This is a genomic window from Treponema sp. OMZ 805 (genome assembly GCF_050937395.1).
Classification (GTDB): Bacteria; Spirochaetota; Spirochaetia; order Treponematales; family Treponemataceae; genus Treponema.
The window spans coordinates 12,927-28,369 of the sequence record NZ_JACCLP010000010.1; the positions used below are offsets into that span (position 1 = coordinate 12,927).

A 15,443-nucleotide genomic window follows, 5' to 3' on the forward strand; every position below is an offset into this window, starting at 1 on the left:
GATACATCATCAGCATAGCTGATACCGAGTTTCAATTTAAGTCTTTATGTTGTAATGACTATCAACGCCGCTTCGTTAATAGTCAGACATAAAAATTGATTTCCGTGCAAGCAAAATCGGGGATTGCTACCGCTTTATAATTGTCCAATTATTTTCCGTTGCAGTGATACGGGCTTCGATACTCGGCTCTTCATTTTCATAGGGATACGCATCGGGTTTATTTTTATCTGCCTGATAAATCACTTCACAATACGAAGCGGCATTTTTTTTAGGAAGGCTGTATAACAGTGCATCGAGCGTTGCGCGAGTCAATCTGTTTTTTTTAATGTCCAGCGTAATAATACCGAAAGGCGCTTTTGATAAATTGTGCGGGTCTATTTTTATCTCAGTTAAAGCATTGTACGAACACGTCATATCATTGAGTATTTGACATGTTCGTACATCAAGGATTTTCAGGCGATTCCAAGCGCAAAACAATCTCTCTAATTCCCGCTGTTTTGAAACATCAAGCGTTTGCAGGTTATTATAGCTGCAGTTCAAGATTTCCAAATGCGGACAGCCTTCTATATCCAGTACGTTCAAATTGTTCCGTCTGCAATTAAGTATTTTTAATTCAGGCAAATTGCCTAAGATGAGCGTTTTAATACCGCCCTCACCGTCCTCATTTGCATTGGAGGCACAATATAAGTTGTGTAAAAAAAGGTTATTTGAAACATCCAACGAAGTTAAACTGTTCCAGCTGCAATCAAGTTTCTCCAGTTTCGGCATAGCCGAAGTATCCAGTGCGGTTAAAAGAGTGCACCCTGAGGTATCTAAATATTTTAAATGAGACAGCTGCGGCAGTATGAGTGAATGAAGTTGTTTACCGTGCATACTGAGCTGTTCTAAATGCGGATTTTGCAGCAAATTGAGCGTGTCATTCGTAGCGCCGCTGAGCTGCACTATTCTTAGCTTAGGATTACCGGAAAGATCAACGGAGGTTTCACAACGCAGGATCAGTTCTTCTAAGTTAGGATATCGGGAAAGATTAAAACTTTCGTTTTCCGTAACGCTTATGTCCAATTTTTGCAAATGCGGCGAATCAGGTAAGGCTATGCTTTCGAAGGTAGTTTTAGCCGATAGTACTTTAAGTTTCTTATTATTCGATAGATCAAGCGTTTGCTTTTGAGGGGAAAGAGTGTATACCTGTCCCGAAAGTTCAAGATACTCCAATTCAGTCAGTGCAGAAAAATGAGGCATTGCAGTAAATTTATGCGGCGCACATATCAATGTTTTGATATGTTTCCCGTTTTTGAATACCATACCGGTTATTGTTGTGGGGGGACCGGTAAAAAGAAAAAGCCCCCTTATTTCTATTTGCGTTATATCTCCGACAATACCGATACGCTCCTGATTGAGCAGTATGATTGGGGAGGAGCCTTTATCTCTTGCAGAAAAAGGCGGCAACTCCTGCATTTTATCGGCGGTGTCCGTTCTCGCTCCGATAAGACGCGCAGGACGGCCGCTCACTGTGTCGGCAAATACTGCAATGCCTTTCATTTTCGTATCCAGCTCAATGATAATATCGGCATATTCAACATCAACCGGAGCACTAAAAGGCGGATAGCATGATGAAAGGCAGCATATCAGTAATACCAATCCGATAGACCATAGTTTTGTTTTCATGGCTTCCCTCCATAAAAAGTCAAGAAGAAAGTATCAACTTTCGATTGACTTTTTACGCATGTTCGTAACGAAGTGAGAACATGCATACAATATGCAAGTTTGCAAAAGGCAAACTTTGCAGATAAAAGCCGTACTATTTGTACGTTTTTTAAAACAACACAAGACCGACAACAGCTCCGGCAAGAATTAAAAAGATGGGATGCAGCCGCTTAAACAGTATTTGCACAAGCAAGAAAAGACAAAAGACGGCTGCAGCTTTCCAGTCAACCAATTCCGTCCACTGCCGCGAAGCGTAAAAGGCAGGCAATGTAAATACCGCAACGGCAAGTACGTTCCATGCAGCAGCGGCAATCATCCCCGCGGCTCCCGCCCGCAGTCCGTACATGGTATTCTTAACCGGCGCCGCATTTTGAAACGATTGGGTAAAGCAGGCTATCAATACAATCACGATCAGCGACGGCAGCACAATCCCTGTCGTCAATACAAGGCTGCCCCAAATACCATACAACTCATACCCGATATAGGTCGCCATGTTGATACCGATCGGCCCCGGCGTCGATTCCGAAACGGCAATCATTGCAATAAACTGTTCAGAACTGATAATCGAGCGGGCTACCAACTCCTGCTGCATCAAGCTGACGGCAACCAGTCCGCCGCCGATGGTAGAAAGGCCGATATACATAAAAAGGAAAAATAAACCGAACAAACTCATTCGTTATCCTCCTTACGGCGGCCGGAAGCTCTTTTGCCGTTTCGGATAATCTGCGCACAAAACCCGATGATACCGGCGGCAAGCACAATCAAGATACCGGAAATATTCCACACGGACATTGCGAGAAAGGCGCCGACAGCAATCCCCGCGGTAACGAAGTCGGTAATAATCTTTTTGCCGAAAGTAAAAACCGCACGGGCAAGCAGGGCGGCAACAGCGACATAGACGCCTTTCATCGCACGCTGTATCCATTCAATATCGGAAAAGCGGGAGACGGAACCGGCTATCAACGTAATGACAATCCACGAAGGGCACACAATCCCTATTGTGCTCACAATCGCTCCCAAAAGGCCGGCGCGCTTATACCCGCAGAACGTCGCGACATTGACCGCAATAATTCCCGGCGTACACTGCCCTATCGCAAAGTAATTCAGAATTTCTTCTTCAGTCAGCCACTGCTTCGATTCTACCAATTCCCGTTGCAGCATCGGCAGCATACTCATACCGCCGCCAAAGGTAAAAAGTCCTATCTTAAAAAAAGCCGTGAACAACTGCACATATCGTATCAATCCGTCTTTCATAGCTCACCGCCCCCTTACACTATTGCACACCTCTAAAAAATTGATTCGCGGTCTTGTTGGTACAGTACACAGCGATAACCTTACCCTGATAATTACCATATTGTAACTTTTTTTCTTTATCAAAGCAATCTTTGATTATTGTATAATACCCATTTACACAAAACTTCTTACAACGTTAACAATATTGCAAATTGATTGACTGCAAGAACCCAATTTCTGATCGGCATCGTTATTACTGTTGCGCTTTCTGTTGCAGATATCCTGTCCGTGCAGCGAATACTCAAAAAGTATCTTTTAAAACTCGGTTTGATTGTTAGATGTTTCCTTTCATTCAACGGTGAATGCAACAGACACCTCATCATCGCCGCAGCGGACGATAAGCCGGTGTTCTCCTTTTTCCAACGGAAGGCTGCCTGAAAACGGGCGGTTTAGGGTAATCGGAGCGCGGCCGTCGTAGCTAATGTGTACGGTATCTTCCGTACCGCCGGTAATTTCGATTGGAACGCCGATGCCTTGGTAACGAGCATTGCTGACAAAACGGCTGCCGTCTGTCGGCCGGATGACAGTTAACGCATTGCTCGGCTGTCCGATTGTACCGTGCCGTGTGATGTTCGAAAACCAGCGCCGGTATTCTTCGGGGTATACGGTAACTAAGTGCCCGTTTTGTATTTGGTGCCAGCTGCATTCGCCGCCCGCTTGGTCATATTCGCCGGTTTCCCGTTTATATGTGCCGTGCCGGTTGGGTGCGTTGAGCCGGTTGGATGTGCCGAAGCTGTTGTATCCGCGCTGTCCATTGTACCTATTGTGCTCGTTGAAAGCGGCGAATGCGGACGGCAGATATTCCTGTACGGTATTGTGGCATGCGGGACCGGCGGGCATTCCCGAAAGGGCGCAAACGGATTCGCGGCGCCAGTGCTCCGGTTCTGCAAAGTTTTTTGCCGGTACCGGAAGACCGTCCGTGAAGGGCTGGCTGTGCAGCAGGACGAGTAAGTTCCGAGCAATCGAAGCGGGAGCGGAGCTTCCTGTTTTTCCGATAACGGTATTGCCTGCAAAATTCCCCATCCAGATGCCGACGGTAAAGGCCGATGATGATGCGAGGGCGATAAGGCTTTGGAATTGATTCGCCGTTCCTGTTTTAAAGATGGAAGGGAAGGGAGTGTTGAGGGGTGAAGAGAAACCGAATCCCTTTGCCCTTGCTGCGGAATCTGAAAGGATTGAGCAGATGAGCCGCGCGGTGTCTGCGCTGAAAACCTGTTTGGGTACGGAAAAGCCGTCGGCAGTGCTCCCGTCCGTAAATGAGCGCAGCGGAAGGAGTACTCCGTCGCGGGGAAAAACGCTGAACGCGCGTACCAGTTCGTAGAGGGGAACCGGTACGCTGCCGAGTGCAAGCGATAGCTTTACATCCGAGTCCTCCGTATCGATAGACTGAAAGCCGAGTTCCTCTAACGTACGCAGATAGGTTTCGATACCGAGTTCGTTGAGGAGATAGACGGCGGGGATGTTGAGGCTGGAGGCAAGCGCAACCCGTAAGCGGACGGGACCGTTAAAGCGGTTATTAAAGTTGCGCGGGATATACGCCTCCTCCTTTCCGAACCGTATCGGAATATCCGGCAGTATATCCGACGGCTTCCATCCTTGTTCCAATGCGAGCGCATATAAAAACGGTTTTGAACTGCTCCCGCTCTGATTTAACGCGGTAACGCCGTCGATTTTTCCGTTGCTTTCATCGTCAAAATATGAGTTTGAGCCTACCCACGCAAGGATATTTCCGGTTGCGTTTTCGATAACGAGAATGGCGCCGTTGTGTACGCGTGCTTGAGGATTGTTTTTCAACTGAGCGCAGAGGAGCAGTTCAGCCTGAGCGGACAAGGCGCTGTCTGCGGTTAAATACCAGTCGGGCGGCAATGCTTGAGGTGCTGCTTTGGGGAATGCCGATACGGACCGGTGCGCTGTCTGTAGCTGACTGTTTTTCTGTGTGAGACTGCTATCCTGCGCAATTTCCGAACTGTCTGTCGGTTGCGGTTGAGTACCGCCTTGCGGAACTTCCGGTTGTCGGTGAAAATCGCCTGCTTTATACCGCCGTACAAGGTATTCGATGTAATGAGGCATCCCAAAGGGGTATTCAAAGCGGCGTGCGGTACGGGCCGCCTGCAACAGCCGGTTTGTAAGCGGGGTGTCTTGTTGTCCGTCCTGTGCTTCGCTTTCTTGCATAAAGACGGAGCGGTAGAGCGCGGCTGCTTTTTCGGCACAGGCTTCGGGATGCTCAAGCGGGTTGTAACCGGCGGGACGGCGGGGGATGACTGCGAGGCAGCAGAGCTGTTCCGCAGTCAGTTCCGAAAGCGGCAGGGCAAAAAAATTCCTTGCTGCCGAGGTAAGGCCTTCGGTTTGGAAGCCGAACGGAAGGCTGTTAAGATAGAGTTCAAGAATACCCTGTTTTGAAAGGCACCGCTCAATCCGGAGCGCGTTTCGAGCTTCACGGAGCTTTGCAAAAAACGTGCGCCTTTTTGCCGGAACGACGAGGCGGGCAAGCTGCATCGTAACGGTAGACGCGCCGCTGACCCGCTTTCCGCTGCTGATATTTTGATAAGCTGCTCGTGCAATAGCGGCAACATCGATGCCGCGGTGGGAGAAAAAATCCTTGTCCTCCGCAGCGAGAAAGATGCGGACGGCATCGGGCGGCATCGATTCATACGCCGTAAATTCACGCCGTATGCCGTCCTCCAGTGCGAGGATTTGAATAAGGTTGCCGCCCCGATCATAGACGCGGGTACTCCAATCCCGCTTCATAAAAGCGTCCAGTTCCGGGAACGGGAAAAAGAGCGAAAGCCAACTGCCGATACAGAGTGCACTCAGCAACGCTGCCGTGCCGTACAGCAGCCGTTTTTTAGATAATCTGCGCGTATTACTCTGCCGTATTTTCATAATCATTTATAATCGGCACAATCGGTTGTATGAACGATATTGATGTCATACCCATACTGCTATATTCGCCGAAGGTCTTGCTCATCATTTACTTATCGGAGCAGTGTTTTTTGAAAAGTCCATGTAACGTTTCGGCAATCTGTAAGCTCAAGTCCATATCCAATTTTGTTTCTTTCCTGTCATAAGTAAAAATACCGTTCACCTCATCTTCAACATCGCTCACTTGAGTATAAATTGAAGCACTCAATCCCTTTTCCATCGCCGGATATACATCGGTTTCATAGAGGTTCCGGATACCGTCGTTTAAAGATTGTCTATCTTTGAAGATTTTATAACCGTATAAAATATCGGAGGAGGTATGACCGTCCACGGCTAAGCTGAACCCTCCGAATTCGGTTAAGGCTAAAATCCGATTCAACGGATCGGGTTTCGGGCGGAAGGACTTAAAATAAATGTGATAGCTGTGGAAATCTCCTGCCCCTTGATCAAAATAGCCGCTTGCATGATCGATGAGCCTCGTAGGATCTTTTTTATGGACGTATTCCGCCATTGAGGCTGCTTCGAATTGTCCCCATCCTTCATTAAAAGGAACCCATACCGAAAGGCTTACCGTATTATACAGTAAATCGATGGTACGTTCGGCATCGCGTAAAAATATGGTTCGCCCCTTTTCGCTTTTGCGTCCGTGGAGGGCATAGCGGTTTTTCGTATCGTTAAAATTGAAGCCGAGCCACGGTGCATATTGAACGACAAACGGTTTATACGGGCCGCCGCCGCTGACAAAATCCTGCCAGACAAGCATTCCGAGTCTATCGCAATGGTAGTACCAGCGGAGGGGTTCTATTTTAATGTGCTTCCTCAGCATATTAAAACCCATATCTTTCAGCTTTTTAATTTCCCAAATCATCGCCTCGTCGGAAGGCGGCGTATACATTCCGTCGCTCCAATAACCCTGATCCAAGAGCCCGTGATGAAAGATCGGCGTTCCGTTTAGACTGAGAACGGGACCGTGTTTGCCGTTGATGATTCCGAATTCCCGCATACCGAAGTATGAAGTTACCGTATCCTCTCCTGCACGGATTTCCACATCATAGAGGAAAGGATGTTCGGGACTCCAACTCTTAAAATCGGCAGGCATTTTTATCCGCAGCGGATTGGTTGTGAGCGTGTCTTCCACAATTACAGAACCGGAGTCAAAGATTTTAATGCGTATATCATCATCAAGTTTAACATATATATCATCAAGTCGATGCGAAGAGTTTACATTGTTTCCGCCGGTATCGGCTCCGGTAATAAAAACTGAAATTTCAACTTCACCGGTTTGATAATGAGGAGCTATATTGATCTTTTCGATATGAGTGTCGGGAACTTTTTCGCACCATACGGTTTGCCAAATACCGCTCTGCCCCGTGTACCAAATCTCTCCTCGGTTTAAGGTTTGCTTACCGTAGGCCTCATCACCGGTATCGGTATCGTCGGTAACTGCAATGACGATTTCCGTTGTATCACCGTTTAAAAAATCGCTGATATCAAAAGAGAACGGCCAGTATCCCCCCGAATGGGAACCTGCTTCTTTACCGTTGACATAGACGGTACAGTGTTGATCTACCGCTCCGAAATGTAAAAGAAGTCGCTCACTCGGTTTGCATTGTTCAAAATTGAATGTTCTGCAGTACCATAGCGTCTCCCCCGGAAGCAACTGCCGCTGTACATTTGACAGGATTGTTTCCGGAGAGAACGGTACGATTATTTCTCCGTCCCATATTTTAGGCATCTGTTTATCGGCGGTTATCGCGTAGTCCCATGCTCCGTTTAAGCATTGCCATTCTTTCCGCGCCAACTGAGGGCGTGGGTAATCGTTTAAGGGCTTTCGCTTGTCGAGCGCTTCACCCCACGGTGTGAGTAAAGGTTTTATCGGTTTGTTTTTTCTCATGTTATTGTCTCGATGGTAAGGAGGTCGTTTCTGCGCCGGTTATACATTTTCGATGCGAAAAAGAGCGGGAAGAGCGCCGTTACCGCTAGAATCGCTCCCCACAGATAGATGGATTCTGCGGGAATATTTTCGATGATTCCGAATTCATTCGCGATGGAGCCTGCTCCGTTTTTAACAATGATGTTGCCTATCACGGTTCCGATAATCATCGGGGTGAGGACAAAAAAGAGAATACGGATACCTTCAAACTGACCGCGTGCGGTTTCGGGATAGAGTTCTTTAACCCAGATGGTCATCGATTGCGTAACGAGAATTTGTCCTGCACCTGCAAGGAAAACGGAAAGGAACAGCGGAATGTTTTGCATGCAGAATACCGTTTCCGTGTTAAAAGCTGCGGGCTTTGCAAAGAGCGATAAAATGCATAAGCCGACGATATTCAGAATAATTGCAAAACAGGCAAGCTGCGGAGTATGCCTCTTATTGATAATCCCGATTGCAGGAATCACCGGCAGGGACGCGGCGACTAAACATAATCCTTGAATAATGCCCATGCTCCCAGCGTTAAAGCCCATACGGTAAATCATCCAGTTTCCCATGTGGACAAAATAAACATTGAACGAAACAAAAAAAAGTGCCGTTGTAATACACGCAAGCATCAATTCTTTTTGAGAAAAAAATCCTTCCGCTTTAAAGATTGAGCTCAATTGCTCCCAAAATGAACCGGTTTTGCAAGGTTTTAAGTCGGGAGAATCTTTTAATAGAAGAAGCGAGAGAAGTCCTGCAAGGATGACAAAGATACCCATAGACCAAAACAACCGCTGATAGTTATTTTCGCTGCCGATGAGCAAACCGCCCAATACGGTGCCGACGATGGTGCCGATTATCGGTTGAATTGCGAGCACGGCTCCGACTTGACCACGGTTTTTATCGGTAGTCATGTCGTTGCTCCATGCGTTGTATCCCGAATCGTTTCCCATAGAGCCGAAAAAGCTCATAACATCATCGGCTAAAATAACAAGGACTGCTGCCCAGATTGAAGCCTTTGCTCCGGTCCCGACCTGTCCGTGTCCCACAAATTCGGTAAGACCGAACAGAATCGTCGTCAATCCCCATACGATGTAGCCTATAGAGATAAATCTTCTTCTCGAACCTATTCTATCCGACAGTGTCCCGAATATGAAGGTTGAGAATGTTGTGACCAAAGCGCTGGTAATAACCATGAGCGTTACGATAGAGGAATCTTTAGCGATCTTTGCATACACAAAGGTATTAAACCATTGATTTTCGATATTCCAGCATAACTGCCCCGCAAGACCTAAGCCCCACATTAAAAACCAAAACCGTTTTGTTCCGATAAGTGTTTTTTCTTTCATAGTATCCATTACTTATTATCCATCACTTAATCACATACAGTATTCCGCCGCTTCGTCCAAAGATTTCGTTTTCGTACATACACTCGGCGGTTGCGGGTGGGCAGGGGAATACACCGCGGCGGGCTGCACGGAATTTAAAGCGTACCGTGGTACCGCCTTTATCCCAAGTGTTCCAGAAATACTGTACTTCGTTGTCGTATATCTGCTGATTACCGGGATCCCGCCAATCAGTCCACGGTTTCTCCGTATCTGCTTCCTCTTCCCTGTAGTTGTCCGATGCGGTGGTAACGAAGGCTGCGTCTGAAATTTCCGCGCCTGAGGGGATGGGCGCCCGCAGCGCGACAAACGTATAGTCCTTTCCCGACGAGAGGCGGATTGCCATTTCGTAGGTTTTGCCGCTTTCGAGGGTGATAACCGAGCTGTTCTCCGAATCCGGCGTTACGATTGTATCTGCGGCAATGTCGCGAATAGTACAGGAAACTCCAAGCCCTTCGTCGCGCGGCTGCTGGCGTTCCTGCGGCAGTGCATACGCAAGCGAGGCGGTATAGTAGAGCTGTCCCGTACCGGTTTTGGTAAAGCGGAGCGGCAGCAGGGTATCCCGTTTTGCCTCTGACACCGGCTGTTCCTTAAATGAGAACAGCTGAAACGCAGGTTTTGCTGCCGCTCCTTTAAACGCCGCGGTGAGCAGCTCCTTACCGGCGAGCGATGCCGCCGTGGTAAAGTCGGTAGCATCAAGCTGCGCATACTGAATATATTCGTACACCGCCTCGAGGACGTGAGCCGTGGTTGCCGTATTTTGCCAATAACCGCCCTTTTGACGCTGGAGCAGGGTATACAGCACTGCCCGCACCGCATCCTCACGGCTATGGTCGGACGCCGCTTTTACCAAGCTCTGCAGGATAAGCGCCAAGTCGAGCGAAAGGTCGTTATCGTACCAGAAGCGGTAACCCTGCGGCGGCGGCACCGCGAGCGATACGCTGCGGGTGGTAAAGCGGCAGGAGTTTATAATCCGTTCCATGCACTTCGCCGCCTTTGCCGCATCTCCGGCGCGGTTCCGCTGCGTGTACGTTAAGCTCAGCAATGCAAGGGCGGCAAGATCATTCGGCTGCGCAGTGTAGTCTTCCAGCTGAGGAATTACCCGTGCCTGAACAGCCGTCAAAATGCTCTCATCAAAACCGGCGTTGTTCATTGCCAGTACAAAGCAGGCGTAGGCCTGTATGTACGGCGAGAGTGCTTTCCTCTTCGCAAGCAGCTGTGAGCGAATATAGTCGGTCAGTTTTTTTGTATTGACGGCAATATCATCTTGGCTGTATCCGCGCTGCTGTGCGGCGGCGCAGATATGCGCAATCCGTAAACTGACATAAAAGTCTGTGTCCCAGCCGCCCGGCCAGTAGGGGAAGCCGCCTTCGTACGTTTGTTCCCGCGCCCATGCCGCCATCGTTTTTTTGACCGTGTGCCGGACATTCGGTACCTTGCTTTTAAGCGAGAATACGTCGATGTAGTTTTCAAACAGGACGAGCGGTAGAATACGGGCAGACTGCTGTTCCATGCAGAGGAACGGATAGTCGAATACGTAATCAATAGCCGACGACAGTGCGCCGAGTCCGCTTGAATCCAGCGTCAGACTGAGCGATCCGGTGTTTTCATCTGCCATAGACGGAATGATCAGCCCCTCGGCTGCTTCGTTTTCATCTTTTGCGATAGCGCCGGTTGAAGTTACGGTTTCAAAGACAAATGGCCGTTCGATAACGAGCGGCTGTATCAGTTTTTCTTTGAGCGCATCGGAAGAAACGGTAAACACCGCCTCCACCGTGCCCGCCTTTACCGCTGCAATGTCAAAGTAGACCGCCGCCTGCTGCCCGCCTGCAACGGTAACCGTATGCGTTGTCTCCCCGTCGATAAAGGCGGCTCCGCGGTGCGGTATGCCGACCGCAGAGGTATCCTGCCCCTGTCCATTTTTTTGACCGGCGGCATTTCCCGCGCTTCCTTGCTTACCGCCCTGTGCATCGGCAGCGGAATCATCTTGCGAGCCGGGTTCGCGGACTGAGGCGCGTATCGTAATGCTGTGAGCGCGGGTGTCCACATTGGAAATGAGGACGCCGCATTCTGCCGTATCCCGTTCGCGGAGGCGGCGAGGCATAACCGGCAGGATGTTGACGGTGTTCTGCACGGTAATCTCTTCTTCGTGCAGGGCAAAAAGGTCGGTATGTGCTCCGACGGCGGTAAGCCGGTAGCTGGTCAGCGTATCCGGTAGCTTAAAGGTTGCCGTTACCTTACCGTTTGAATCCGTCTTTAAGATAGGAATAAATACCGCGGTCGGGTTAAAGTTGCTGCGTTCCGCTTCATCATCCCCTTTGCCGCCGTCCGAATCGCCGCCTGCAAGGGTTTTCGCTTCCTCCATAACGGGATCCATCAGCCACGCGCGGGAATCTCCGCCAATGACACCGAGCTGGAAATTGCCGGGATTATAGAAGAAGTCGAGCGGATTGGGCACGTGATAGTCTATTAAATCGAGGACGCCGCGGTCTACGGCAAGCAGGGTGAGTTCCGCATTGACCAAAGGCTTACCGCCTCTTGTCGCCGTCAGTGTAACGGTTGCTTCCTCTCCGGGTTTGTATATGGACTTATCTGCGGCGAGTTCGACGGAGAACGCTTTGACGCGGGCATTTACAAAGACCGGCGTCATACCGAACATACCTTTCGGCTTATCAAGATCAAGTTCGCCAAGCTTGTGCTCAGGCTCCTTTGTCCGTACCGAATACGACGACACCGCAACATACACCACGGGTACATAGTTGCCCGCAATGGGGATTTCCAAAACCTGCGTATTCCCGTCGAATTCGCGGATTTCTTCCGTAAAGATACCTTCGCGCTCTACCGTGATAAGGTATCTTCCCGCAGGGAGCGGGCTTTGCATCAAAATGCGGGCGGTGTCGCCGGGGTTGTACAGCGATTGGTCGGGTGTAAGGCGCAGGGCGTCTTCATAATCGCGATCCCAAAAGCTCGCGCCCGATCCGGTAACATAGAAGCGGTAATCGGTTTTGAACGTGCGCCCTGCGGTATCGGTTCCGCTCATGCTCAGAATATATGAACCGGCATTTTTCGGCGTTACCTGCACCGTTCCCTTTGCAGCGGGTTTCACGGTTGCCGTATGCTCGGTGATGTTTTCTTTTTCGTAGTTTGAGTAAACACTGCCGCCCGAGCCGCGTTCCTGCACGAGCTTCCAGTTTTCCCTGATCAGCTCAACGGTAAAATCCTCCGCGGCCGGTTTGGTGTCGCCAAGCGGATTGCCGTCGGGGGAGGCGAGGATGAACGGAAAGGTGAGCTTTTGCCCTTTTTGCGCAAAGCCGGTAAGGTTTTCAGGCCGTGCAAGCCCGATGTAGAGCGCTGCCGGATGCACCATAACGGTATTCCGTGCGGAAATTTGCTGATTGCTGATGTCGGTTATCGAAACTTCTGCGCTGTACCGATAAGGAAGCCCGATAATGCCTTCCGAAGCTGCGGCTTGACATGAAAGTTCCGCCGTCCCCGTATTCGAAAGTTTTCCGGAAAACGATGCAATCTGATCGATACCGTAGCCTTCTGCTCCAAACTGATAGGGCTTTAATGCCGGATGTCGAGGGTTAAAAGAGGCTCCCTGCCGCATCCAGTTTCCGCTGTACGCAGCTTTGCCAAGCCCCCCGCCTGAAAGGTACGAGGCTGATACCGCCGCTTTGATGGTATCTCCCATAATAATCGGCTGCTGCGGCATACTGACTTCCGCTTGAAATTTCAGCTTTTCAAAATATGCGACAGTGATCGGGCATTCTTGTACTCGGTTGTTTTCATCGCCGTCAGTCCGCCGGTAGGTCAGGCTGTAGGAGCCGGGGGGCAAATCTTCCGGTAAGTCGAATAATCCCCAAAAGCTGCCCGAATCGGTACAGGTACCTTCTTGTTCTGCAACGTCGACCTCATCTCCTTCCGATGAATAGCCGGACAGCGTAATACTGTACTGCCCCTCGTACGGCGCAAAGGTACTGAACGTTTGCGTGCGGTCAATTCCTCTGAACGAAACCGTTTCTCCGGGTTTATACAGCCCTCTGTCCGAGAAGAGGAACGTCCGCTGATGTGTTTCAGCAACTTCCGGCGGATAGTACGCTGCAGGAACATCGAAGCGCCACGGGCTGTGGGTGCGCGGATAGAAAACAGCTTTATCCCCGTCTTTTTCTACGAACACGGCTGCATAATGTTTCGCGTTACGGAAAAAACGGATACTTTTGTTTCCATAAGGAAGGACGGCAAGCCCTTCTTTATCGGTGGTGCCGGAGGCAAATGGCTCTTGCGCACCTTCTTCGGGACTTACCGTTTCATTCTTATCGGTTTTCGCATCGTACAGGTACACCGAAGCGCCTTCCACCGGTTCTCCCGTCGACAGTTTAGAAACCAGTACAACGGTTTTATTGAGTGCGGAGCGGACGGTGATGCCGAGGTCTGTTACTTGCACGGTCGAGGTTCGGCGGCTGACACGCGGCTTTGTATCCCGCTGTGAATAAGGCGGCAGCGTTATTTCAGAATCGATGCGGACAAACCCCTTGCCGTTTTCAAGGTAGGGGTCAAGGTCGGCAAGTTCAAACTGCCGTTTATTCCGCACGGAGACATTTAATGGCTTTGCCTTTGAACTGTTGTATGCATCTCCCCAGCTCGAAAGATTCAGCGGATCGCCGGTTTTTGCGATTGCATAGTCTGATTGGGAAAGGATATTTTGATATTCAAACAGGTATTTATGCGGATACGCCGCTTCCAGCATCAGATGTCCCGTATCGGTAAACTGCACAAAGCTTGGTGCGTCGGGAACGGTAACCGTATAGGATGCGGCGGAGGCAATCGCTCTGCCGTAGGTATCCTTTATACCGTTTTGAACAGTAACGGCGTACGTTTCTTGAGGAGCCACCGGCAAGCCGTGAATGAGCACGGTTGAATAGTATGATGTTGCATTGTGCACTTCGATATTTTTTTCACCGAATGCAAGCGCCGGTTTTATAGAAATATTGTTGAGTAGGGTCTTTTTGTCCACCGGATGGGAGAACCGGAGCTCTATCGGGTTTGTATAGCCGTAGTCGCTATGATAAACAGTTGCGCCTTTGCAGGTAAACGGCTTGAGCGTATGGTATTGCGCTGTGGTGAGGGAGCCGTCCGGACGCTTTGCTGCAATGGTAACCGTTGCATTGAAGGGGATTTTACCGTCAATCGTAACCAATACGTTGAAGTCGTTTTCTTCTTTAATGCGGGAGATGGCATAACGATAGGGGACGGCTTGTTTTCCGGCTTCCTGTACCGATACGGAAAGAAGCGATTGCAGTTCGGCAGGCTGTACCGGATAATTGAAGCTGAGCTGCACATCGTTTGCCGCTTCAGGAATCAGGTTGTCGGTGTCGATCGGTATCCACCGGTCTGAGTTTTTGCGCAATGTATAGCCCGGCTGGGAATACGTGATACGGAGCACTTCACTGGTAACGGTGAACTGTCTTTTTCCTTCTATTTGTTTTCCGTTGAGCGCCCGTACCCCGTCTTTAACTGTTATCGTGTATTTCTGTCCTGGCTTTAGGCTGTCTTCAGGTTCAAAGGCAAGGTACCGCGAGCCGTACCAGCGGAATATGCCTTTTACGGCAGGACTGATTGAGAGGTAAGAGGATTCTTTTTCCGGTTTGCCGAGGGCGCCGATTGCCTTAACCGGCAACGAGAACACAACATAAAAAGATGGGGACGTTACCGCAGCGGGTATCTTGCCCTTCGGTCCCCAATCGGCAACCGTAAGCGCTCCGCTTTGCGGGATGTCGATGGTGCCGGTTTGCTGTGCGGTTTCTCTTCCGCCGCTAGCATCCACTTGACTGCCAGCCTCTGCCGTTAATTGCGGTGTATAGGCGGTTTTGTATGCCGTAAGCGCCCGTACCCCGGGAATAACGGAGACATCTTGTGCGGATGATTGCGGTGCAGGCGCTTTAAACGCCGGTATCTTTGACTCCTGTTCGGGTTCGGGCGTTTCTATCGCATACTGCGGTAAAAATTGCTTTTCAAAGTCCGAAATATTCGGATCATCGTACTTGCGCTGCGTCTGCTCCTGCAGCTTTGCGATATACGCTCTTTGCTTCGCATCGCCCGAACGTGAACCTTTGCCGCAGCCTACTATCAGGACTGTCAGGGATATGATCGTTACAATAATACCGGATTTTTTCATCATCACGCTCCATCAACTAATAACAGCTGGCGCATCTAAAAAC

General features: G+C 49.7%; 7 protein-coding genes. All 7 read right to left on the reverse strand.

The features are described 5' to 3' along the window. Positions 1-126: 126 nt before the first annotated feature. The 7 genes from HGH47_RS08625 to HGH47_RS08655 all read right to left on the reverse strand — a co-directional run bounded on the left by HGH47_RS08625 (position 127) and on the right by HGH47_RS08655 (position 15,400). A complete protein-coding gene (locus tag HGH47_RS08625; protein ID WP_432911765.1) occupies positions 127-1,665 on the reverse strand; it encodes a leucine-rich repeat domain-containing protein in 1,539 nt (512 codons plus the stop codon). Between the two features lie 148 nt (positions 1,666-1,813). Then, positions 1,814-2,377: a chromate transporter gene (locus tag HGH47_RS08630; protein ID WP_432911768.1), complete on the reverse strand. Its 564-nt coding sequence runs from the start codon at positions 2,375-2,377 to the stop codon at positions 1,814-1,816. Beyond that, entirely contained in the window at positions 2,374-2,958 is a 585-nt protein-coding gene (locus tag HGH47_RS08635) for a chromate transporter (protein WP_212564919.1), read from the reverse strand. The genes HGH47_RS08630 and HGH47_RS08635 overlap by 4 nt, the downstream gene beginning before the upstream one ends. 327 nt (positions 2,959-3,285) lie before the next feature. Further along, positions 3,286-5,880: a transglycosylase domain-containing protein gene (locus HGH47_RS08640; protein ID WP_432911773.1), complete on the reverse strand. Its 2,595-nt coding sequence runs from the start codon at positions 5,878-5,880 to the stop codon at positions 3,286-3,288. An 88-nt stretch (positions 5,881-5,968) separates the two neighbouring features. Continuing rightward, positions 5,969-7,813, reverse strand: a complete 1,845-nt coding sequence (locus tag HGH47_RS08645; RefSeq protein ID WP_432911775.1) for a glycoside hydrolase family 2 protein — start codon at positions 7,811-7,813, stop codon at positions 5,969-5,971. Further along, positions 7,810-9,195 carry an MFS transporter gene (locus tag HGH47_RS08650; protein WP_212564922.1) on the reverse strand — a complete coding sequence of 462 codons (1,386 nt, stop codon included), beginning with the start codon at positions 9,193-9,195 and terminating at the stop codon, positions 7,810-7,812. Before HGH47_RS08650 ends, HGH47_RS08645 begins: the two co-directional genes overlap by 4 nt. A 13-nt stretch (positions 9,196-9,208) precedes the next feature. Continuing rightward, a complete protein-coding gene (locus tag HGH47_RS08655; protein ID WP_212566580.1) occupies positions 9,209-15,400 on the reverse strand; it encodes an MG2 domain-containing protein in 6,192 nt (2,063 codons plus the stop codon). Between the last annotated feature and the right edge of the window lie 43 nt (positions 15,401-15,443).

Excerpts from the sequence above, each read along its gene's own strand:
- HGH47_RS08625 (WP_432911765.1), bottom strand. The coding sequence starts at position 1,665 with ATGAAAACAAAACTATGGTCTATCGGATTGGTATTACTGATATGCTGC.
- HGH47_RS08645 (WP_432911775.1), bottom strand. The coding sequence starts at position 7,813 with ATGAGAAAAAACAAACCGATAAAACCTTTACTCACACCGTGGGGTGAA.
- HGH47_RS08635 (WP_212564919.1), bottom strand. The coding sequence starts at position 2,958 with ATGAAAGACGGATTGATACGATATGTGCAGTTGTTCACGGCTTTTTTT.
- HGH47_RS08630 (WP_432911768.1), bottom strand. The coding sequence starts at position 2,377 with ATGAGTTTGTTCGGTTTATTTTTCCTTTTTATGTATATCGGCCTTTCT.
- HGH47_RS08650 (WP_212564922.1), bottom strand. The coding sequence starts at position 9,195 with ATGGATACTATGAAAGAAAAAACACTTATCGGAACAAAACGGTTTTGG.
- HGH47_RS08640 (WP_432911773.1), bottom strand. The coding sequence starts at position 5,880 with ATGAAAATACGGCAGAGTAATACGCGCAGATTATCTAAAAAACGGCTG.
- HGH47_RS08655 (WP_212566580.1), bottom strand. The coding sequence starts at position 15,400 with ATGAAAAAATCCGGTATTATTGTAACGATCATATCCCTGACAGTCCTG.